Here is a 20,845-nt window from a genome sequence, read left to right as displayed (position 1 = left end):
GTGGAGGACGCATCGGTTGCTGCACTCTGAATGAGTGGGGGAGTGCCGCTCGGCCGGACTGGCGGGTTTCGGCCGGGCTGACGTAACCGGTCTTATCGGGGACCCCATGAGCCGGGGCTGAGTCCTCAGATCAACAAGTCAGTGGACAGCTGTTTACGCCAGCAACGCGTTGGCAGGAAACCGGGAACGGTTCAACCCGGCATGTGATTGATGTCATAGCTCTCAGCGACTTTGTGCGGTACTGCCCCATCAGTCCTGGTTGCTGAACACCGCGTCAAACGAAGTCGACGCTGGCGTCCAGAGTAGTGCCCGAATGAAAGCGAGCGCTTCCGGGGCACCGCGAAGTCGGTCCATACCGGAGTCCTCCCATTCGATGGAGATGGGACCGGTATAGCCGATCGTGTTCAGGGCGCGGAAACTGGCTTCCCAATCCACGCTGCCGTGACCCGCCGAGACGAAGTCCCATGAGCGTTTCGGGTCGCCCCACGGTAAATGCGATGAAAGCCGCCCGCGACGGCCGTCCTTCGGCAGCAAAGTGGTGTCCTTGCAATCCACGTGATAAATCCGATCGGCAAAGTTATGTATGAACGCCGCAGGGTCGATGTCCTGCCACATCAAATGTGAAGGGTCCCAGTTCAGGCCAAACGCCGGACGGTGTCCGATGGCTTCAAGCGTCTTCTCCGTCGTATACCAGTCGTAGGCAATTTCGCTTGGGTGAACTTCAAGGGCAAACCGCACACCATTGTCATCAAAGACATCCATAATCGGATTCCATCGGTCCGCGAAATCTTCATAACCCGCCTCGATGACATGCTCCGGTACCGGCGGGAACATGGCAACGTACGGCCATATTTTTGAGCCCGTAAAACCCACCACGGTGTCGACGCCAAGCCTGCGAGCGGCGATGCCGGTGAGTTTGAGCTCCTGGGCGGCGCGCTGGCGAACGCCCTCGGCTTCACCGTCTCCCCATACTCGCGAACCAACGATGGCCTGATGGCGAAAATCGATGGGATCATCGCAGACGGCCTGGCCCTTGAGATGGTTCGAAATTGCAAAGAGTTTCAGGTTGTGGCGCTTGAGAATATCGAGGCGTTCCTGAAGGTAAGCATCATCTTCTGCGGCACGCCATACGTCGAGGTGTTCGCCTGAACAGGCGATTTCCAGGCCGTCGTAGCCCCACTCGGCTGCATACTTCGCGACCTGCTCAAGCGGCAGGTCGGCCCACTGACCGGTGAAAAGGGTGACGGGTCGAGACATGTGTTTCTCCTTCCTGGTCAGTATGAATCTACTGAGTTAGGGCTGCGTCGAGGACGCTGAGGCTGTTGTTCGTCACAGCAGTAATTCCATCAGTAGGACCCACGACGTCGACCCATCGGCCGGACTGTGCGGAAGTCAACACTGCATCTGTGATGATCGCAGCCCGTAAACCGTCGACAAACGTGGGAAGGTCATCGACATTCTGGTCCTGAAATGAAGCATAGGCATCCGCTGTAAAAGCGTTGAAAGCATCTTGATATCCCTTCGGATGCCCGGCAGGAAGATGTGCCAGACGCTGGGACGACAGGGCGGACAGCTCTGCGGAGCCAGAGTAGATTGTGCTTTCACTACTCTGGTTCGAAGCCGTGAACTTTCCCGGGTGCTCCTGGTTCCACCGGTATGATTCCAGTTCCCCATCAAAGGAAAAGTGGAGCCGGTTCTTGCGCCCATGGGTAATCTGACTGGCGATGAGCGTGCCGGATGCGCCGCGATCTGTCTCAAACAAGATGGATGCGGCATCTTCGGTCGACCCGCGTTCAGGATGTGATCGCGAGAGCGCTGAGACGAGTCTGGTGATGCGGTGCCCTGTCACGAACTCCATCAGGTCGCACCAATGAACGCCGATGTCAGCAAAGGCACGCGATGAGCCGCCGACCTTCTCATCGACCCGCCAGTTTGTGGTTGTGGGCAGTGCGAGCCAATCCTGGAGATACGAGCCGTGGAGCAGGTGCATCTCTCCGGCCGAACCGTGTGAGATGCGCGACCGAATCTCACGAACCGCAGGGTAATAACGGTAGATGAACGGAACGGCAGTCGGTGTTCCAGAGATCCTGGCGCGGCTCACCAGGTCTTCCGCGTCTGACACCCGCGTCGCCAACGGTTTCTCGCACACGACAGGTTTTCCGACTAGAAGAGCCAGCCCTGCCTGCTCAGAATGAAACGCATTCGGTGTGCAGACATGAATGACATCCACCGCATCGGACTCGATCAAGGCGCGGGCGTTTGGAGCGATACCGTGGATACCCAACCGAGCCGCAGCGCGAGCGGAGCTGTCGGGCGAAGAGCTCGCGATCAGTACAACCTCGGAGCCGGCTGCCCGGATTGCCCGGGCATGTACTTCTGCCATGAAACCACCGCCGAGGATACCGGCTCGGAGTCGGGGCTGCATCAGCTTGAGGCCTTTTTGCTCGACAGGGCGACGGCGACAATGATGATGGCGCCACGAACGACCTGCTGCTGACTCACTTCAAGGCCGGCGAGGATCAAACCGTTGTTGACCAGGCCGATGAAAAGCGCACCGAAGAGTGATCCAATGATTGCACCGCGGCCGCCGAAGAGGGACGTTCCCCCAAGAATCACAGCAGCGATGACTGAGAGTTCATCACCGGTTCCCCACTGGAAGCGTCCCGACTGAAGTCGACCCGCGTAGAGCATGCCTGCGATGGCGGCCACGAGCCCGGAGAGGAGTAAAACGTAGAATTTGATCCGGGCGGTGTTGACTCCAGTAAACATGGCTGCCTGAGTATTCCCACCCGTAGCCCGAACTTGGCGGCCGAATTTCGTCTTGTTCATGACGACCGCGCCAATGGCCACAACGACCACGGCCCAAATCAGAAGGGACGGAATCGCGCCGACATTACCGCCACCGAAGATCTGGATGAACGTGGCATCGGCGATCGGCACCGGTGCAGAAGCCGTGATCCAGCGAGCCACGCCCACAATGAGACCGAGCATTCCCAAGGTCACGAGAAAAGACGGGACCTTGAGCCATGCCACGAGTCCGCCGTTGACAGCACCGACAACGAGTCCGACCAGAAGGCCGGCGAGAATGCCCGGTACCAGTCCATAGGAAGACACGGCCAGGGCAGAAACCACGGAGGACAGACCCGCGACAGACCCGATACTGAGGTCGATTTCGGCGGTGGCGATCACGAATGTCATGGCCACGGCCATGATCGAAATGGTGGCCGTCTGGCGCGCAATGTTCAGGAGGTTGTTGGCACTCGTGAAACCGCTGTCGCCCAGGAGTACGGCGAAGAGGATAAACACCACTACAAAACCGACGTAAATAATGTTCTGACGCCAGTCAAAGCGCTGAACAATTCGAAAACTGCGGGTCATTTGCGTAGTCAGCGTAGACATTTATGCTCCTTGCACAGCGAGTTGAAGGAATTCTTCAGATGGGATCTCGGCCCGCGAAAGATCGCGAACCGCTTCGCCATCTCGGAGAACGAGGATGCGGTCGCTCACCGATAGCAGTTCCGGAAGTTCGGACGAAATGATGATGACGGCCTTGCCGTCGTCGGCAATCTGGCGAACCATAGCCAAGATCTCCTTCTTGGTACCGATGTCTACGCCAGCCGTGGGCTCATCCATCATGAGGATGTCTGGATCAGTGCCGAGCCATTTTCCGATCACGACCTTCTGCTGGTTTCCACCTGAGAGCCTCGAGACATCCATTGTTTGGTCGGCGACCTTGATGGAAAACTTGCCAATGATCTCTTGTGCTCGTATGGCTATCTTGGAGGAACGCAGGAGCGGACCACTCTTGAGCTCGTCGAGAAGAGGAAGGGTGATGTTTTCCTGCACGGAGTGCTCGAGCACCAGACCCTGAGCTCGGCGATCTTCGGGGATGAGTGCGAGCCCGAGGGAGATCGCGTGCCCTGGATTGCGAATGGATACGGTCTGTCCATTGATCGTGATGGTTCCAGCGGAGGCCCGATCGATTCCGAACAACGTGTTCACGAGTTCCGTGCGACCGCTGCCCATGAGACCTGCCAGACCGAGAATTTCTCCGCGGTGCAAGTCGAAAGTGACATTTGACAGACGTTTGCCGGAAGCCAAACCGGTCACGGTCATCACGGCATCCGTGCTGATCTTCGCGCTGCGGTCTTCGTAGGCCATGATTCCGGACATTTCTCGTCCAACAATGGCCGCGACAATCTGCGCCGGAGAGACATCGGAGAGTTTTGCGGTCAGAGCTTTCTTGCCGTCACGAAGCACGGTGATGCGATCGGCAACCCGGTAAACCTCATCCATGCGGTGTGAAATGTAAATGATGGAGATTCCACGGGCCTGGAGTCGCTCGATGAGTTCGAAGAGCGCATTCGTCTCGTGCTTGGCCAGCGATGCCGTTGGCTCATCCATGATGAGCACACGGGCGTTCTGGGCCAAAGCTTTGGCGATTTCGGTGAGCTGCCAGAGCGCCGTGGGCAGATTCTCGAGCAGGCTCGTGACGTCGACGCTGACACCCATGTCCACGAAAATGGCATGCGCTTTCTCACGGGCGAGTGAATCATTGATGAGACCGAATTTTCCCATGGGTTCAGCCGTTAGGAAGACGTTCTCCCAGACGGTGAGGGTGGGGATGAGGCTGAACTCCTGGAAAACCATACCGATGCCTGCAGCCCGCGCAGCGAAGGTGTCGGTCAAGGAGACTGTCTCACCCGCAACCCTCACCTCGCCGCTGTCACGCTGATACACGCCCTGCAGTATCTTCATGAGAGTCGACTTGCCCGCACCATTTTCACCAGCGAGAGCGTGCACTTCGCCAGTGACCAGTTCAAAATCGACCTCGCGAAGAACAGGAACTCCGCTGAAGGCCTTGGTGATGCCGGACATCTCAACTGCGAGCACAGGAGTCGTGGACATCTGGTTTATTCGACCCTTCCGGTCTCGCGGTTGAGCTGAGGAACCTTAACCCACTGCCCGGACGCTGCCGAGGTGAGAATGGCGTGATCGACCAAAGCAACCTGGTAGCCATCGCCGAAGTCGGGGCGAACAGGGTCACCACCTGCAATAGCGGTGAAGAGGTCATGGGCTTCGATGATCTTCGTTTCGCCATAACCGATACCCAACGCAGGGATGGGCCACAGATTGGCGCCATTGGGGTGGTTGGGGCCGGTGTATACCGTGCGGAATCCGCGACGATCGTTTTCATCGCTCTTGAAACAGACCTGAAGTTCGTCCCTGTTCTCGTAGTTGAAGACGATGGACCCCTCCGAACCATGGATTTCGAGGGTGATGAAGTTGTTGCGACCCCAGGCATTACGCGTTGCTTCTACGGAACCGATGGCTCCGCTGGCGAACTTCACAAGCGACAAGACCTCGTCTTCTACATCAACGGATCCCATTGGTCCGCCATCAGTTTTGGAATTCCCGAGCGAGTCGGCACCAGCCTGCTGCAAGGGGCGTTCCGTGATGATGTTGGCCGTCAGACTGCTCACTTCGGTGATCTCACCTGCGAGGTAACGAGCCATGTCAAGCACGTGGGTCAGGATGTCGCCCACAGCGCCCGAACCGGCAATTGACTTCTTGAAGCGCCACGACAGGGGAGAGTTTGGGTCGGCCGACCAGTCCTGTAAGTACGTCGCACGAAGGTTCAGGATGCGCCCAATGGCGCCTTCGTCAATATATCGTTTCGCCAGAGCGACAGCGGGGGTTCGGCGGTAGTTGAAGGCCACCATGTGGACGCGATCGCTTCCGCGCGAGGCTTCGTACATTCTCTCTGATTCTTCCACTGTGCGGGCCAGTGGCTTCTCGCAGATGACGTGCTTACCGGCTTCGAGAGCGGCGATGGCGATCTCCGCGTGAAGATTATTAGGGGTTGCGATGTCAACGAGGTCAATCTCCGGGTCATCGATGATGGAGCGCCAGTCACTTGTGGACTTCTGAAAACCGAAGCGCGCCGCAGCGTCTGAAGCCAGGTCATCCGTGGCCTCCGCGATGCTGTGTTTAACCGGCATGATGTCGGTGGGCCAGTAAAACATGGGGACAGCCGAATAAGCCAGCGAGTGGGCCTTGCCCATGAATCCGCCGCCGATGAGGCCAACATTGATTCTCTTCATTGTGAATTCCTTGTCGTTTTAGGCGAAAGCTTTGGAAAGGCTGCAACCTAGCTGTTTCGGGCAAAGCGTGAAGTCCGTGGGGCCGGCAGCAAAAGATGAAATGTCTGCTGCCGGTCCCACAGTTGGAAGTGCGTTTTATTTCGTGTAAGCGCTTGAGATCGAATCAGGTGCTTCGACCTGGTAAACCGTCTTCCACGATTCGAGGACGTTCTCGTGCGTCACCGCGAGGGCGCCGAGGGCAACGAAGTTCGGAATGTCTGCCTTGCCGATGAGTGCCGCTGCGCCAAGACGAGCCTCCGCTACACCCTGGTCATAGGGGCGCTGAGCGCCCAGGCCTACGATGAGTTCGTCCTTGGCCAGAGCAATAGCAACGTTGGTTCCGAGGTCTTCGGTTGCAATCTTCAGGTCCGGGCGACCGGACTCACGGGCAGCGGCCATGATGCCTTCGGCAGGAACGTCCCAAACTCCCCAGATTCCGGCGAGGTTCGGGTACTTGGTCAGCAAGGCGGTGGTGGCTGCCTGCGCGTCGCCAGCGAAGTCGGGGCCGCCGATACCCTTCTCTTCAACAATGGTGATGCCGGGGTACAAGGCAATCGTTTCTTTGAAACCCTCGTAGCGCTGTGCTGTCACGAAGAACTCCGCGTCGTGGAAGACGAGACCAATCTCGCCTTGGCCGCCGAGAGCTTTGGCCAAAAGGTGAGCTGATACGACACCGTTGCCTTTATTGTCGGCGGAGACAACCGAAACGTAATCCTTGCCGCCGACAAAACCAGCAGGAACGTTGTCCATGAAGACGAGCTTCACGCCGGCGTCGCGAGCCTGTGCGTACGCGGAAGCGGTTGCCACCGGGTCGGTGGGAATAGACACGATCAGGTCGGGTTTCAACGCGAGTACGGTCTCCAGGTCAGAGACCTGCTGCTCGGGTTTGAAGTTGGCGTCTGTCACTGCAACGACTTCCATGCCCAGGCGAGTGAATTCTGACTCGAGCCCTTCCACCTGTGCAGTGGACCAGTCGTTTCCGGCGTAGTGCATAACAATCGCGACCTTGAAGTTTCCGGTCTTGACCTTGGCAACTTCGTCATCGGTCAGCGTCGTTGCATCGAAACCCGCGGGTTTTTCGCCGTTCGGACCAACACTCAACACCTGTCCCGACAATTCGGACAGTGCTGCGTCTACCTGCGCCGACACATCAGCGTTTTCACTGCTCGCGGTTCCGGTGGCTGCTGTTGAGCATGCTCCAAGACCAAGCATCAACGCTGTGCCGAGGGCAAGCGCTGCAATTGATTTCTTCATTGAAATAGCTTTCTTTTTGTGGGAGAGGGGGGATTAGTCTCGAAGCGTGTTGCTAGTGGGCAAGAACGTCATCGAGGTACCGCTTACTGATGACGGCGGCGTCGGTGGGGTCGCCATCGTATGAATCCAGTTCGACCATGAGCCAGCTGTCGTAGCCAGCTGATCGAACTGCTGCAATCACGCCAGGAATATCGATGTCTCCCTGTCCAAGGGGAAGAAAATCACCGGTGGCGTATTTGTAGTCCTTGAGGTGTACGTGGGCCAGACGGTCGGCGTATTTTTCGATCAGTTCAACCGGATTTCCGCCACCAGCAGTCAGGTGGGCGGTATCGGGACAGAACTTGATTGTGGACAGACCCATCAGCCGTTCGAGGGCGTCCGGCCCCTCAACGATGGTTCCGAGGTGAGGATGGTAGGTGCAGTCCAGACCAAAGGAGGCGGCGATCTCCACAACTTGGTCAAGGGCACGACCCAGCTTGGCCATATCGTCTGGCTGCTCGCCTCGAGCGCGCTTGGCGCCACCGCCCACAACCAGCCTGGTGGCGCCGAACTCCGAGGCGAGCTTGGCCGACTGGGAGATTTTGTGAAGCTCATCTTCGAGGATGTCGTCATAAATGAAGTTGGCGCCGGTGTAGACGGCAACGAGCTCAAGCTTGGCCTTCTTGAAAGCATCAATCAGCACGTCTGGCCGATCCGCATATTCGGCGAGATCTCCGTCGAACACCTCTGTCCCCTGATAACCAGCGGATGAGATGTCCGAGATCGCTTCGAGGGTATCGCCGTTCGCACGATAAAAGAGGTCTTTCACAGCCGTGACGCCGGAGGGATGCCCTACGACCCCGCCCCATGTAATGGTCGAGTAGCCAATCTTCATCGATGTGCCTTTCATAAGTAAAGCTCCACTGCCCTGTGGCATTGATCTCATGGTGATTCTGTGTGTGGATCGATAATGACAGTGAACAATGGTCTTCTGTCGAAAATCAACATTACGTTACCTACCTGTTATCAACTACTGTCGATAACAACCAGATCAGGGGCAGATCGTTGCGTCCGGCGCCAGTAAAATTCGGGGATGGCTGAGATTCAAATCAAATTCAACGGCTTCAGTGCCGCAGCCCTTTTTCAGCTCCTACGAGATGGGCAGCCACGAACAAAGGCCGAATTGGTGACAATGACGGGCTTGGCTCGATCGACCATCCAGCTCCGCATCGACACTTTGCTTGAGCTGGGCCTCATTGCACCTGTCAATGATGCCGTTTCTACCGGTGGTCGACCCTCAGCCCAAGTAGCCCTCAACCCCAAAGCCCGTGTGATTGCGGCCGTGGACTTTGGGGCAACGCAAGCGAGCCTGGCTCTGACAGATCTGGCAGGCGAGATCCTCGGCCGAACATCGTCAAAAATCATCATTGCGGATGGTCCTGAAACATGTCTCGGCTGGATGGTTAGGACAATTCGCTCAGAACTCGCATCTCTCCGCCTCAAAGAAGCGGATCTGATCGCCATCGGAATCGGTCTCCCCGGCCCCGTCGAGCACTCTACCGGGCGCCCTTCGAACCCACCGATCATGCCAGGGTGGGATGACTTCGATGTACCTGGTTTCGTCAACCACCATCTCACAGCGACCGTCCTTGTCGATAACGACGTGAATATCATGGCGCTCGGAGAGCAGAAGTTCGCCTGGCCCGACATGGAGAACATCATCTTTCTGAAGGCGTCCACGGGGATCGGCTCCGGAATTATCAGCAGCGGCGTACTCCAACGGGGCGCCGAAGGTATCGCAGGAGATATCGGGCACGTGCAAATCGCCCGCGGTCAGAACGTGCCCTGTCGCTGCGGCAACAGCGGTTGTTTGGAGGCTATGGCCGCTGGACCAGCGTTGGCTCAGCGACTAGCCCTCGCCGGAGTCGAATACAACGGCAAGTCCATCGCTGTTCTCAGCGACGTGGTGGCCGCCACAAAGGCTGGCGAATTGGCCGCCATTCAGGCAGTTCGACAGGCGGGCCGCGATATCGGCGAAGTCCTCACCACCTGCGTCAGCGTCCTGAATCCCTCCATCATCTCGATCGGGGGTTCCCTCGCCTTCGCCGGGGACCATCTTCTTGCCGGCGTTCGCGAAGTTGTCTATTCGCGCACGATGCCGCTGGCCACGGAACATCTCATCGTGGCACAATCTCGAGCCGGTGCCGACGCCGGCATTATCGGAGCCAGCGTCATGGCAATCGACTTCGCCCTCTCGTCCGCGAGCATTGACGCGATGGCGGCCGCGCTGGAGTCTGCAAACAAATAGCGGGCACTTCGGCAGGCAGTTCTTACCAGGAGCGGTCACTGCAAGAAGATCACCGGCGCGCTGCCGATGAATTGCACAACCTGGTAGGACGTGACCATGGAAATCCACTTGCAGATGCACGACGCATGGATCTGGATCGTTCTTGGCCATCGACCTAGATGTACCGCCCAGAGACGTTAGTTAAGCGGCTGATGGGCGGGTAGTTTCCGATGGCGGTGTGGGGCTTTGTGGTGATCGTATTCGTGGATCCATGCTGGCAGTGCGTTTCGACGGGCTGATTCTGAGGCGTAGAAGCGCAGGACCTCTTGGACGAGAAGGGTCCAACCGTGGCAGCATTTCTCCGAGCCATCGATCGGGCCGAGCAACTCATTGTGAGCGATTCAGCCGAGGTGGAAAGACTCCTTGCCCTATACGAAGAGGCCATGGACACCGCCACCCTGGAAGCCCTGATCCCGATCATTCAGGCGCACGTCTCAGCCAGCTCACAACCCACCGAATCCGGTTTCGAGAAGTCCGTCGACTTCCAGCTCCAAACAGGGTTGGTGGACGATGCTCCCGCATTCTCCGACATCATTCCAGCCGACTGGATCGAAACGGCGCTGAAGGGTTGAACCCTTACGAGCGGGAGCCGAAGACCGCCAACGGTGATCTTCGACTTCCATAATTTTGCTCTGATGCCGACTGATCTAGACCTTGCAAACTCCCACGAGGTTCCGAAACATTCGGTGACAACCAACCGAGACGGCTTCTCACCGCTCTGAAGAGAGCAGCGGACGGTGAAGCATCTCTCGCGATCGCCGCCCATCAGCCGCTGAACTAACCTCCTTGGGCAGTACAGCTAGCGCGGAGGAGAACGGCGACAGCCGTGACGCCCGTTTCGTCGGCGTGCACTTCGGCGTAGGCGAGGCGGGTGTGGTCGTCGATGACAGCGTGCACGTAGTCATAACTGACCCGAACCTGCCCGGCTGTGTGGTTGGTGCGGGTTGACCGGGCTGGGCCCGCCAACCGCCGCCGTCGGGGATACGACCGAGCTCCTTCACGTCGATATGCCCCATCTCGCCACGGCGGCATAGAGAGGTTTCGTTAAGTGGAGGAAGATCCAGAAATCGTGGAGGAAAACGCCTTCTGCGATCTTGCGAGACCCGTGCCCCACTGCTTTTCGTAAACAGCCCACCAAATGTCCCGGAAACTCAAGGGTTTCCGGGACTTTTTTGGTTAGAGATTTGACTACCCCATCACAAACCCATCTTTTACTCCTCTCCGGAGCTGCTGAAACGGCATTCCCATCCGGGGCGGAGACGTCGTTTTCGGTCCAGCCCGGTCGTCTGGGATTGCGGTGCGCACCTTCTGGGTATGAGCATCCACGACGACTACCCAACCTCCTCCTCTACGCCCTCCACCGACGCGTGGGGCCTGGAACCCCTGATGGACATCAACGAGTTGGCGTCCTACCTGGGCATACCGATCTCCACGGTCTACGACTGGCGTGTGCGGGGCAAAGGCCCGACGGCGTACCGATTCGGCAAGCATCTGAAGTTCGCCATCTCCGATGTGCGGGCCTGGATTGCCGAGCAGCGGGAGCCGTCCAGCCCGCCCCGGCGCCCCGATCGGCGGTGAGCTGATATGTCGCGGCCACGGTTGACGATCAGCACCTTCGGCGACATCACCATCCGGGTGACGCCGTCCGGCCGATTCGAGGCTAGGACCCGCTACCGGGACTGGGACGGTCAGACGCGCCAAGTGCAGGCCACCGGCGACACAGCCATGGCTGCTGAGCGATTGCTGAAGAGCAAGCTCACGACGAGATACCTGCAGCAGCCGACGAACACGTCGCTGACGCCGGACAGCTCGTTCGAAGACTTGGCGACGTACTGGCTCGAGGACATCGACATGGAAAATTGGATCTCGAAGACCACCCGGAATCTGTACGAGCGCAACATGCGCACGCTCGTGCTCCCGGTGTTTCGCAGTCTCACGCTGCGTGAGATTGGCGTCGCTCGCTGCGATCACTTCATCAAGCAGCTGGCGAAGCTCTCTCACAGCCGGGCCAAGCAAGGTCGTGTCGTTTTGCGGCTGGCGCTTGAGTTGGCAGTGCGGCATGAGATTCTCCCGAGCAATCCGATGGATCACGTGTCCCGCCTGTACCGCGAGCCGCATCTCCCCGATGCGCTCACGGCCCCGGAGGTGAACGTCATCCGCGCGGCAATCGCCCAGTGGGAGAGCGCCGCCAACCACACCTCAGGACCCAAGCCCGACGGCCAGCTCAGTGCGATCATCGAGGTCATGCTCGGCACCTCGGCCCGGATCGGCGAGGTGCTGGCCATCCGCCGCCGGGACGTCGACATCACCAGTGCCGTACCGTCCATCCGCCTGGCCGGCACGATCGTGAGCCGCAACGGCGAGCTGACCTTCCGGCAGGACCACCCCAAGACCGCCAAGTCGCGCCGCGTTGTTGCACTGCCCACGTTCACCGCCGACGCGGTCCGCCGACGGCTCGCCAAAGTCGGCAGCATGGGTCTGGATGAACTGCTGTTTCAATCCCGGGACGGCACACCGCTGACCACCGCGAACGTGCGTCGTCAATTGCGTCACGTGCTCGGGGGAGCAGGAATCGAGGCTGTGACCCCGCACATGTTCCGCCGCACGGTCGCGACCGCGGTCAACGCCAACGCCAGCATCGAACTAGCCGCAGAGCTGCTCGGCCACACGGACACGAAGATCACCGTGCAGCACTACATCCAACGGAGCGAGCTGGTGAACCCAGCGACCGCGGCTCTTCTAGACCGGGCATTCGCAAAAGACGAGGAATAGAGAGGCGTGGCGGGAGCCGAACCCCCATCTATTTTTCGTTCCCCTTCTGGGAACCCTTTGCGGATCGCGGGAACGATTGCGTCGTCTGTAGGGGCGAGACCTGCGAGACTCACCGCATGACAACCCAGACGAGTACTCAGAAACGACGCGCTGTGTCTCCGGTGCTCATCGGATTCGTGGGGATGATCATCGTTCCGTTCTGTATCGTTCTCGCGACCAACTCCTGGGGTGCTCCAGACGCAGCAGACTTCGTCCGGATGGCGTTCGGTACCGTAATCGCTTCCACCTTGGCGACGGTGGCGGCTTGGTGGCTGGCCCTCAACCGGATGAAAGCGGGTCGGAATGACCGTTACTGGTTCTGGGGAGTGGCTGGTATCTTCACCGTCTCCGCAGTCGGCAGCATCACCGGCGCAGCCGAGACACTGCTGACGCAATTGACTAATCTCTAGGTCGCCGATCCGCGGCCGGGCAATTAGCCTTCATCGGGAACAGAATGCGGGCCGCTACTCTGGGGCGATGAGTACAGACGACACGGTCTTGGTTCGCGGGGTCCAGGCATCAGATTTCGCCGAGTGGGCGGGGCTGTATGGGGAATATCGAGCGTTTTACGCACTTTCCCCTGACGAAAGCATTGTTGAACGTGTGTGGACTTGGATCAACGACGGCGCGCATGAAGTTAATGCCTTCGTTGCCAGTTCCGGGGATCGCCTCGTGGGACTCGCGCACTATCGACGATTTGCCCGGCCCTCCACTGGCAGCGTGGGAATCTTCCTCGACGATCTGTTCACGTCCCCGAACACTCGCGGTTCCGGCGTCGGGCGGGCGCTACTCAGCGAACTCTCCTCATTGGCCGACGGTGAGGGCAGCTCAGTCGTCCGCTGGATCACGGCGGAGGACAACACTCGTGCCCGTCGCCTTTATGACTCGACCGCCACTTCGACGAAATGGGTGACATACGATCTGAAGCCGGGATCGCTCTGAACGCTTGATAGCCGAGCGGTTAATGGGAAGGCTGAGGAGTTCCGACGGTGGATCGTAAAGCGTGCGCTTGGAGCGCCGCGGTTCAGTCGCGTAGTGGTGATCCGACGACGTTGAAGCGAAACCCGCCAAAAGCGCCGGACAGAAGCCGCCTTGCGGTCGCTATAGATGCTTGGACCTCGGGCAAGGCGAGCGAAGCTTGATGCGCTTCGGCGCTGTCCCATAGCTCCACGACGAACACCGTGTCGAGGTCGTCGTCGCTGACCCCTACCTCATACGCCAGGCAGCCGATCTGTTTCAGGGCGTCGCTGCGCTGAGTCAGATGAGCGACCAGCTCATCACGTTTACCGGGGACGACACCGAGTGTTCCCGCGTTTGCGAAAGTCATGGCACAACCCTACCCAGCGCCCGAGCATGCCGATGCTCTATCTTTTGGGAACCTTGTACGGGACGGCCGTGTCGCGCTTCAAAGGAGCCGAACGCAACAGTGCACGTCACAGTCGTGCTTGCCAGTCAAATACCTTGTGAAGTTCTAGATTCCGAAACAGCAGCATTGGGAGCGGGGACCTTGGACTGACTTGGTACGAATAGTTAGGCTTGGACAAACAGGGAGGGGATGAACTGGGATGCACGTAATTGGCTTGGGCGTTTCGTGCTTGATAGACCACACGTCTGAGGACTCGCTCTCTTTTTCGCTTCAAGAATTTGCATGCCTTGACGATTCCTCGCAAGTTGCCTTTCGGAGTGATCGCGGGTTTGGAATAAGCTACCGCCCTGACGCCCGTCAGGGGCAGTTGGCGGAATCCGAGCTGCGGCATCACGTCTCGATGGCCTTGCTGCCCGATAAGGGAATCGTCGAGGATGCTGGAGAGCGGCTTCCTCGGCATGAATATTGTGAGCTTCTGGAACGAATCGGGATAAGCGCATCGATCGAGATGTTGAAGAGTAGCCCTTACGTTTTGCATTTCTCTCCCGAAGTGCGGCGACTACTTGACGATGAGTAGTCGCGGGGACAATCGTCCGGTCAGAACGACACAATCTGGAAAGCAACTACGAGCGTTCCAATGATGAGTGGTGAACAGACGACCGCCTTCGCGTCATCCGGCTGCTCAAAACTGCTCCGTAGACGCGCGCCCGCGATGAGGAACGGTAGCCGCAATAGGATCCCTATCCGTACCGTGCGCGCCGTCGGCCCATGTACCAGTGAGTGGTAACCTACAGCCGCGCAAGCAACTCCGCCTTCTTCTGCGCGAACTCGGCTTCCGTCAACACACCGGCCGCTTGCAGTTCCGCCAACTTCTGAATTTGTGCCAGCACGTCTGTCTGGGCGGGCTCGGCGGTCACCGGCGGGGTCTTCGCGGCAGCGATGGTCGTCTCGAATGCCTGCTGAATCGCCGCGATGGTCTCCTTCTTGTACTTGACCAAGAACTCGATGGTGTTGACCATCGTCAGCACCTCAACATGACCACCCGTCATGGCGTTGCCTCGGCTGTTCACGCTCTGAACCTGGGCGAGGTCTACGGAGATCGTCTTGTGGTCCAGCAGCACCTTATACGTGAAGATAATCCGCCTGGAAGTCAACGCAATTGCACCCGGGAGCTTCTCGGTCTTTCGGGTAGCTGTCGTCGTGACCGTCACGTTCGTCGGCGCGATGTAGATCACTGTCTCGTCGGGGGTTAACCTCTCTTCAAGCGTATTGATGATGCCGCCCCTCCCGAAGGTGCTGACGTCGAACTGCTTCAGCGCTTCCTCGGTGTCTTGCCGCATCTTGTCTCCCGTCGTGATTCTGACCTAAAAGTAGGGTACTGGTGACGGTCGGTCCACGCGACGCGGCTCGCCCCGACATTCGCGCGCGCGTGCTCGCCGGAGTTGCCAGTATCCGCGGCCTGGATCGGTCAAGCCACGCGACCGACTCAGCCTCATGGGGCTCTTCGGAGTTGAGGGCGTTGTTGGGTTTAGCGCGACGTTGGCCGAATGAGGGACAAGTTCTTCCGAAAATGGGAGTTCTCACACTGTCTAGCCGAAAGACTTAGACATGCACCGCGCTACCTTCGCGAACCCTGATCGGCCACGTTTTGCCGCCTCGATACAGGCCCATCGACATCTGCTGAGGTTCGCCTTGCGTCTCCAGGAGGGTCGACGCAAGACGGTCGAGGTCACGGAAAAAGCTGTTGTCTCTCACTGCTCCAGAATTCAGGCCCGTAAGCGGGACGTCCAAGGGCAGGCCCCACCGCCCCGGGGAACAGAGTGCGTTCCACATGAAGTGTGGGGGCCTGATTCTCGTTATGCCCGCCCAAGAAAAGGAGCGGTCAACGTGGGCTAACCGGGGCACTTCAAACGAGTGACCATGATGCTCAGCGTCGAGACTCGCAGCAACTTGTCGATTCGTGTGCGCACTGGTCAAGTGTCGATGTCCTTGATCGCCAAAAGGCGAGTCCTTAAATCAAGGCGACTCGGCGCGCGCATAGAAAGCCGCCTCGGCCGCGCGGCGCGTGGCGACATCATCGACGACGAACTGCACGAAGTCCTCGTCGCGATCGCTGATCACGATGTCGTCAACGGCATCCGCAGGCGGTTCGCCTGACCAGACTGTCTGGCGCGTCGGACGGTCGCGATCGAGGCGCGTCCCCGATGTCGCAACCCAGTCGTGGAGACGCTGGCGAGCGTCGGCGAAGTCGCGGTGCCATCCGAATGGGGCTGAGCCGTGCTGGTCGGGGTCGTATGCGCAGAGCCAGTGCAGGTGCAGGGCGGAGAGTTTCCAGACGAGTTCGGGGTGGCGGTGCCAGAACGGTGGCACGACGGATGCCGGCAGCCCGTAGGTCCGTCGTAACCAGCTCACCCACCGGTTGAGTTCGATCCACTCTGTTTCGGCATCGTCTGCGCTGAGGAGATTCCAGTTGATGGGATGCGGCGGCTCCGCCGAGAGCGGCCCATCGAGTTCGTCTTCGCCGAATGAGGCACCCTGGTCGCCGGACGCCCAGTCGACCAGGGACGCTGCCATCGTTGGCCTCACATTCCGAGCACGGCTGAGCCGGCGCGAGCGTGCTCCGCCTCGAGCAAGACTGCCTTCTGGGCTGCTAGCGCATCCCGTTCGGTGCCTGCAACTGAGCGGCGGGTCCGGTCGACGTCGTAGTTGGTACGTGCGAGGTCGTGGCCGATCTTCTTTGCGACGAACTCTTCGCGATTGACGCCCTCGCCGTCGCGCTCAAACTGGAAGTTGCGCACGTAGCCCTCGGCAACGAAGCTGTCACCCTTGGCAAACCGTGTCAGTGCCCGGTCGGCGGTGGCACGGTAGGCGACGAGGTCGTGGAAACTTGGCTCGAGAACGGTGAAGCTACCGCTGTCTTCGCGACGGAAGTGCGGTTGGCCGACGCGCACGTAGAAGCGGGATTCACCGTTCTCGGTCACCGACTGCTGCGGATCCGACGCAATGAAACCTGACAGTGATTGCTGGGTGTGCAGTGTCATGGGACTCAACCTCCTGTGATTTGGGCGGACCGTCGTGATCCGCGTTCACTAGGAGGTGCGCCGCGAGCTCCGAGTCTGGCTCGGCGTATCTGGAGTTGTTCAAACACGTCGGAGTTAGCGCCACTGCGGGATCCTACGGAGGCTAGAACATGACCTTGTTGATTTGGTGCGGCAGGACAGAGCGCCGCTAATATTTTTGGTGGGAAGTGTTTCCGAACCTGGTGATTGTTGGAACTACCGCCCTCAGGCTGAGGCAATGCCTCCATTAGGAATGTCGGAGGAACACTTAGCCGAGCTTCGCGGCGGGCGTGGAGGCCGGGGCCTCCACGGGCTTAGCTGTGCGGCCACTGAGGGCAATTGCGGCCTTGGCAACAAGCGTCCCGAATCCGGCCGCATCGCTGGCTGTCCATAGCTCGGGATCGTCCTTGGCAAACGCGGCAAAGGCATCCACTGCGATGGCCGTCTCCAAAAGTTCGGCCACGAGTTCGTTGTCGAACTTTTCGCCCTTCCAACGCGTGAGGTAGCATGCAAAACCGTATGCGAGCGCCGGAGCGCGCCGCACGGCAGCCGCGTCCTCGCCTGTCTTCAGGTCGTCGGAGAGTCTGCTCTGCAACTCTTCCTGGCGCTTGAGAAGGGAACCCTGATCGGCCGCCGGTGGTCGAAGGTTGAGCAGCATTGCGACGAGTGCCTTTTGCTGGATAATTAGCCGGGTGCGGGCGGTCCGATCCTTCACCCGCGCGTCACCCTTCCCGGTGGCGTGCGCGATTCTCGCTTCCAGCGACTCTTCCTCCACGCGCAGCCGGTCTAGCAACGCCTCGACACCGAGCAGGACTTCATCCCCGTGCATTTCCTTTCGGGCGACGGCGAGCTTCGCGGCCGTAGCCATGTTAAGCACCGAATTCTTCGCTGCCGTCGCCTCGTCCGCCCCTTTCGTCGCCTCCTTGCGCGCCGAGTCCGTGCGGCGCGCGAGCCGCCACGCGGTGCGGGGCACCAACCGGGAGTACGCCTGTTCGGCGGCGAGTCGCGCCCTCTCAGCATGCGTGTATGTGCGGTCAGCGGCGGCCCGGGCATCTCTCGTCTTCTCGTCGATCTGAGGGAGATCTGCGGCCTCGGCGCTCTCTGCGGCCTCTTGCGCTCTCAAGTGCTCCGCGCGCGCCATTGCCGCTGCGGTCCGCGCGAATTTCCACGCACCCCTTGTCCCGGGCGGCCAGCCGGTTGCCTCTACGACCGCCAGGGGAGCCGCAATCGAGGACTTGGGATCGGAAGCGTCCGCTTGCGGCTCGGCCAGCAGAGGGGCTGCGAGATTGCGGGCGATCGCCGCGCGGGTGACTAGGAGTCCACGCTCGAGTTCGTCCGGTGGCTGACCCTTGCGCTTCGATGATTGGGTAAGACCGAGCTCGGTATCCACCCACGTGCGGTACCTCAACAGCGTGGCGATGTCGGTGGACTGGCGGTGGCGCGCATTCATCAGCGATGCCTGGGCCAGGCGGTTGAACGGGTCGCGCCCAGTGGCCGTCGTTAGCAACTCGTCGGCCTCCGGCGAGTGTGGCTTGCGCATGTACCCGGTGACAGCAATGTTCTGAAGCGCGACGGAGACGGCCTCCGTCGCCCCGTAGAGCCCCTTCTCGAAGTCACGGGCATACATGGGCCGGATAGACATGAGGATCTCGGCGGCGATGAACGTCGCGAGCACGTCGGCGTTGGTGAGCGGCTTGGGTAAGTCGTCGAGGGCGCGCAGCCCGGGACCCTCGGTGATCACCCGGCGCACAGAGAGGGTGCGGCCGTTGCGAGCAACCACGACGGATGCCCACCGGTCTGATATCACCTCGACCGCAGCGTTCCACGGGACGACGCCAACAAGGAACAACAGCACCTTCTGAATGGCCGCGATCCACTGCGTCCCAGAGATCGCCGCGAGACTCGCACTGAGCACTGCCACGTCGGTGGATGCCGGGAGCTCGATGGTGCCGCCGCGGCGCCCGGCGAGTTGTCGCACGCGCTCCATGACCTGCGCCCGATCGAGCTTGGAGTTGTCGGGCGCGGTGACGCTGATGGAGATGCGAAGCCGCGTAGCGAGCCAGGCAGCGAGCGAGACGGATGCGACGAGACGGAGGCACGCGAGAGCGCAGAAAAACCAGGTCACGGAGCCGCCGGAGATGACGCCGGCTGCGACCATGACTCCAGCCGCGGTGAGGAGCAACGGCACCGCCAGGAGGAGTGCCAACCCGAGCACGCCGAAGACGACGCGGTCGCTCCGAGATGTCGCTGAGCTTGTGGAAGACCAGCATGTTCGCAATGCCGAAGTGACGGGCGAGGCGCCACTGGGCATCCATGCGGCGCAAGAGCGCCGGATAGGCCATGAGCCGCCAGGCCTCGTCGTAGATGACCCACCGCTGACCGCCGGCCGGGTCGGCGAGCGCGGACTCCATCCACGCAGATGAGCACGTCATCAGCACGGAGATAAGCGTGGAGTTCTCGGCCACGCGCGACAGGTCGAGCGAGACCATCGGCAGGGAGGGGTCGAAGCGCACAGTGGACGGTCCGTCGAAGAGGCCGGCGAGGTCCCCGGCAACCAGGCGTCGCAGCGCATGACCGACGAGGCGTCCATCCTCTGCGAGCCGGCCCTCGTCGTCCTCGGGGTTCGGGGCGAGGATGCGATCCACCACCATCGGCAGGATCGGCACTTCAGCGCTCCGAACAGTGTCCGCCAGCGCGAGGTCAATGGCCGTGTGCTCGAGCGGACTGAGGGTTCGATCGAGCACGGTCTCGGCGAGCGCGCCGATCAAGTCACGACGCCGCGAGGCGAGCTGTGCCGACCACTCGGCATCCGAGGCGGATGCCGCCCGGTGCCCCTCATCGAGCGGGTTCAGTCGGTTGCGTAGTCCATGGCCAAGGATGATTGCCTTGCCGCCGACGGCCTCGGCGACGGCGGTGTGCTCGCCCTTCCGGTCGCCAGGGACGTAGACGCGTCGGCCGAAGGCGAGTGAGCGTGTGTAGAGCGACTTCGCCAGGGAGGACTTGCCGGAGCCGACGATGCCGGCGAGGACGATGTTCGGAGCGGTGATCATCCCACGTTGGTAGAGGACCCAGGGGTCGTAGACAAAGGAGCCACCCGAATAGAGATCCTGCCCGACGAAGACGCCGGCCGATCCGAGTCCGGCCTCAGCGAGAAACGGGTAGTGGCCGGAGAGCGTCGCGGAGGTGTCCTGGTGCTTGGGAAGCCGTAGACGTCCGGGCATCCGCAGTTGTGCAGAACCCGACTCACCGGCGGCGGAAAGATAGGCCCCCGATCGCGCCTCGTCCCGCTCGGCGAGCCATCTTGTGCGCGCCTCAAGACGCTTGACCTTCTGAGCATCCGCTTCGATCTTCGCTGCAGCACGCCTGCGAGCTCGACGGTCGCGGTGCACCTCGCCGTGCGGCTCGACCAGCGTCGTCGTGTGCAGCCGCTCATTCACCCCCGCGTTATTCACAATGCCACCCTGTGCCCCACGCGACTTGCTGACCGGTCGCGCGTGGCAACCCAGGGATCGGCAACATCCGGATGCGCCCGAGCAGTCTGCATGGCTGACACCCTGGACGCCGGGACGAGTTCTGATTCAGAATCGGCCGGATGCCGACGCAACAGCGATACGTAACCGAACGTCGTGCTGTACGTCAGCGCGTAGGTCGAGCCGTCGCTCTCGATGGTTCGGTCGGTCGATCCAGCCGGGATGCCGTCGTAGACGTACCCGTTTTCGAGCGCGGCACGGTTACGTCCCTGTGAGTGGTGTGGTTTCCGGCTTCTGAGTGTTGCTTCGTCAACGTGAAGAGCCACCGTGGGATGGTCAGTGAGTACCGACTAAAGCAACTCACAAAGGACACCACACGATGGCTCTAGACCAGTCTGCCCTGCTCGACCTGCTGG

At 60.3% G+C, this 20,845-nt stretch carries 18 protein-coding genes and 3 pseudogenes; 6 read left to right on the top strand and 15 right to left on the bottom strand.

All coding sequences use genetic code 11. From position 1 onward, the window contains the following. Positions 1-249 precede the first annotated feature (249 nt). From E3T40_RS03835 to E3T40_RS03805, 7 genes are all read right to left on the bottom strand, one after another. Entirely contained in the window at positions 250-1,257 is a 1,008-nt protein-coding gene (locus E3T40_RS03835; RefSeq protein WP_134401338.1) for a sugar phosphate isomerase/epimerase, read from the bottom strand. Between the two features lie 28 nt (positions 1,258-1,285). Further along, complete coding sequence (locus tag E3T40_RS03830; protein WP_134542699.1) at positions 1,286-2,425, bottom strand: Gfo/Idh/MocA family protein; 1,140 nt, start codon at positions 2,423-2,425, stop codon at positions 1,286-1,288. Next, positions 2,425-3,399, bottom strand: coding sequence for an ABC transporter permease (locus E3T40_RS03825; RefSeq protein WP_134341919.1), 975 nt, complete (start codon positions 3,397-3,399; stop codon positions 2,425-2,427). Before E3T40_RS03825 ends, E3T40_RS03830 begins: the two co-directional genes overlap by 1 nt. Further along, complete coding sequence (locus E3T40_RS03820) at positions 3,400-4,908, bottom strand: sugar ABC transporter ATP-binding protein (protein WP_198411920.1); 1,509 nt, start codon at positions 4,906-4,908, stop codon at positions 3,400-3,402. A gap of 5 nt (positions 4,909-4,913) precedes the next feature. Further along, positions 4,914-6,104: a Gfo/Idh/MocA family protein gene (locus E3T40_RS03815; protein ID WP_134542698.1), complete on the bottom strand. Its 1,191-nt coding sequence runs from the start codon at positions 6,102-6,104 to the stop codon at positions 4,914-4,916. Positions 6,105-6,239: 135 nt separating this feature from the next. Then, entirely contained in the window at positions 6,240-7,397 is a 1,158-nt protein-coding gene (locus E3T40_RS03810) for a substrate-binding domain-containing protein (protein WP_134542697.1), read from the bottom strand. Positions 7,398-7,449: 52 nt separating this feature from the next. Then, positions 7,450-8,271, bottom strand: coding sequence for a sugar phosphate isomerase/epimerase (locus E3T40_RS03805; RefSeq protein ID WP_134341921.1), 822 nt, complete (start codon positions 8,269-8,271; stop codon positions 7,450-7,452). A 198-nt stretch (positions 8,272-8,469) separates the two neighbouring features. Between E3T40_RS03805 and E3T40_RS03800 the strand changes: the two genes are divergently transcribed. Then, positions 8,470-9,684, top strand: a complete 1,215-nt coding sequence (locus E3T40_RS03800) for an ROK family protein (protein ID WP_134401397.1) — start codon at positions 8,470-8,472, stop codon at positions 9,682-9,684. Positions 9,685-9,838: 154 nt separating this feature from the next. Here the strand turns inward: E3T40_RS03800 and E3T40_RS03795 are convergent. Next, positions 9,839-9,980: pseudogene (locus tag E3T40_RS03795) on the bottom strand (IS481 family transposase); the annotation flags it as partial. Between the two features lie 126 nt (positions 9,981-10,106). Here E3T40_RS03795 and E3T40_RS16755 point away from each other — a divergent pair. Beyond that, the gene (locus tag E3T40_RS16755; protein WP_134542696.1) at positions 10,107-10,295 is read left to right on the top strand and encodes a hypothetical protein; all 189 of its coding nucleotides are present in this window, start codon (positions 10,107-10,109) and stop codon (positions 10,293-10,295) included. A 226-nt stretch (positions 10,296-10,521) separates the two neighbouring features. Here E3T40_RS16755 and E3T40_RS16900 read toward each other — a convergent pair. Beyond that, positions 10,522-10,745, bottom strand: a pseudogene (locus E3T40_RS16900) (IS481 family transposase); the annotation flags it as partial. A 292-nt stretch (positions 10,746-11,037) separates the two neighbouring features. On the opposite strand from E3T40_RS16900, the gene E3T40_RS03785 reads away from it, so the two are divergent. From E3T40_RS03785 to E3T40_RS03770, 4 genes are all read left to right on the top strand, one after another. Further along, entirely contained in the window at positions 11,038-11,301 is a 264-nt protein-coding gene (locus E3T40_RS03785) for a helix-turn-helix domain-containing protein (protein ID WP_241981662.1), read from the top strand. A 21-nt stretch (positions 11,302-11,322) separates the two neighbouring features. Then, a complete protein-coding gene (locus tag E3T40_RS03780; RefSeq protein ID WP_241981661.1) occupies positions 11,323-12,495 on the top strand; it encodes a site-specific integrase in 1,173 nt (390 codons plus the stop codon). A gap of 116 nt (positions 12,496-12,611) precedes the next feature. After that, a complete protein-coding gene (locus E3T40_RS03775) occupies positions 12,612-12,944 on the top strand; it encodes a hypothetical protein (protein ID WP_134542694.1) in 333 nt (110 codons plus the stop codon). Between the two features lie 67 nt (positions 12,945-13,011). Beyond that, complete coding sequence (locus tag E3T40_RS03770) at positions 13,012-13,476, top strand: GNAT family N-acetyltransferase (RefSeq protein ID WP_104170580.1); 465 nt, start codon at positions 13,012-13,014, stop codon at positions 13,474-13,476. Positions 13,477-13,558: 82 nt separating this feature from the next. On the opposite strand, the gene E3T40_RS03765 is transcribed toward E3T40_RS03770, so the two are convergent. The 6 genes and pseudogenes from E3T40_RS03765 to E3T40_RS16895 form a co-directional block, all read right to left on the bottom strand. Continuing rightward, on the bottom strand, positions 13,559-13,861 hold the full coding sequence (locus E3T40_RS03765) for a putative quinol monooxygenase (protein ID WP_134542693.1): 303 nt from the start codon (positions 13,859-13,861) through the stop codon (positions 13,559-13,561). 827 nt (positions 13,862-14,688) lie between these two features. Further along, a complete protein-coding gene (locus tag E3T40_RS16660; protein WP_134542692.1) occupies positions 14,689-15,240 on the bottom strand; it encodes an SHOCT domain-containing protein in 552 nt (183 codons plus the stop codon). A gap of 676 nt (positions 15,241-15,916) precedes the next feature. Continuing rightward, positions 15,917-16,474, bottom strand: a complete 558-nt coding sequence (locus E3T40_RS03755; RefSeq protein WP_241981660.1) for a DUF4913 domain-containing protein — start codon at positions 16,472-16,474, stop codon at positions 15,917-15,919. A gap of 8 nt (positions 16,475-16,482) precedes the next feature. After that, positions 16,483-16,941, bottom strand: coding sequence for a single-stranded DNA-binding protein (locus tag E3T40_RS03750; RefSeq protein WP_134542691.1), 459 nt, complete (start codon positions 16,939-16,941; stop codon positions 16,483-16,485). A gap of 286 nt (positions 16,942-17,227) precedes the next feature. Further along, a complete protein-coding gene (locus E3T40_RS03745) occupies positions 17,228-19,165 on the bottom strand; it encodes a hypothetical protein (RefSeq protein WP_206750352.1) in 1,938 nt (645 codons plus the stop codon). Between the two features lie 34 nt (positions 19,166-19,199). Beyond that, positions 19,200-20,384: pseudogene (locus E3T40_RS16895) on the bottom strand (ATP-binding protein); the annotation flags it as partial. Positions 20,385-20,845: the final 461 nt, after the last annotated feature.

The sequence above is a fragment of the Cryobacterium sp. TMT1-19 genome, assembly GCF_004403055.1.
Classification (GTDB): Bacteria; Actinomycetota; Actinomycetes; order Actinomycetales; family Microbacteriaceae; genus Cryobacterium; species Cryobacterium sandaracinum.
Note: the sequence above shows the minus strand (reverse complement) of the source record. Positions and strands in the feature narration are given on the sequence as shown.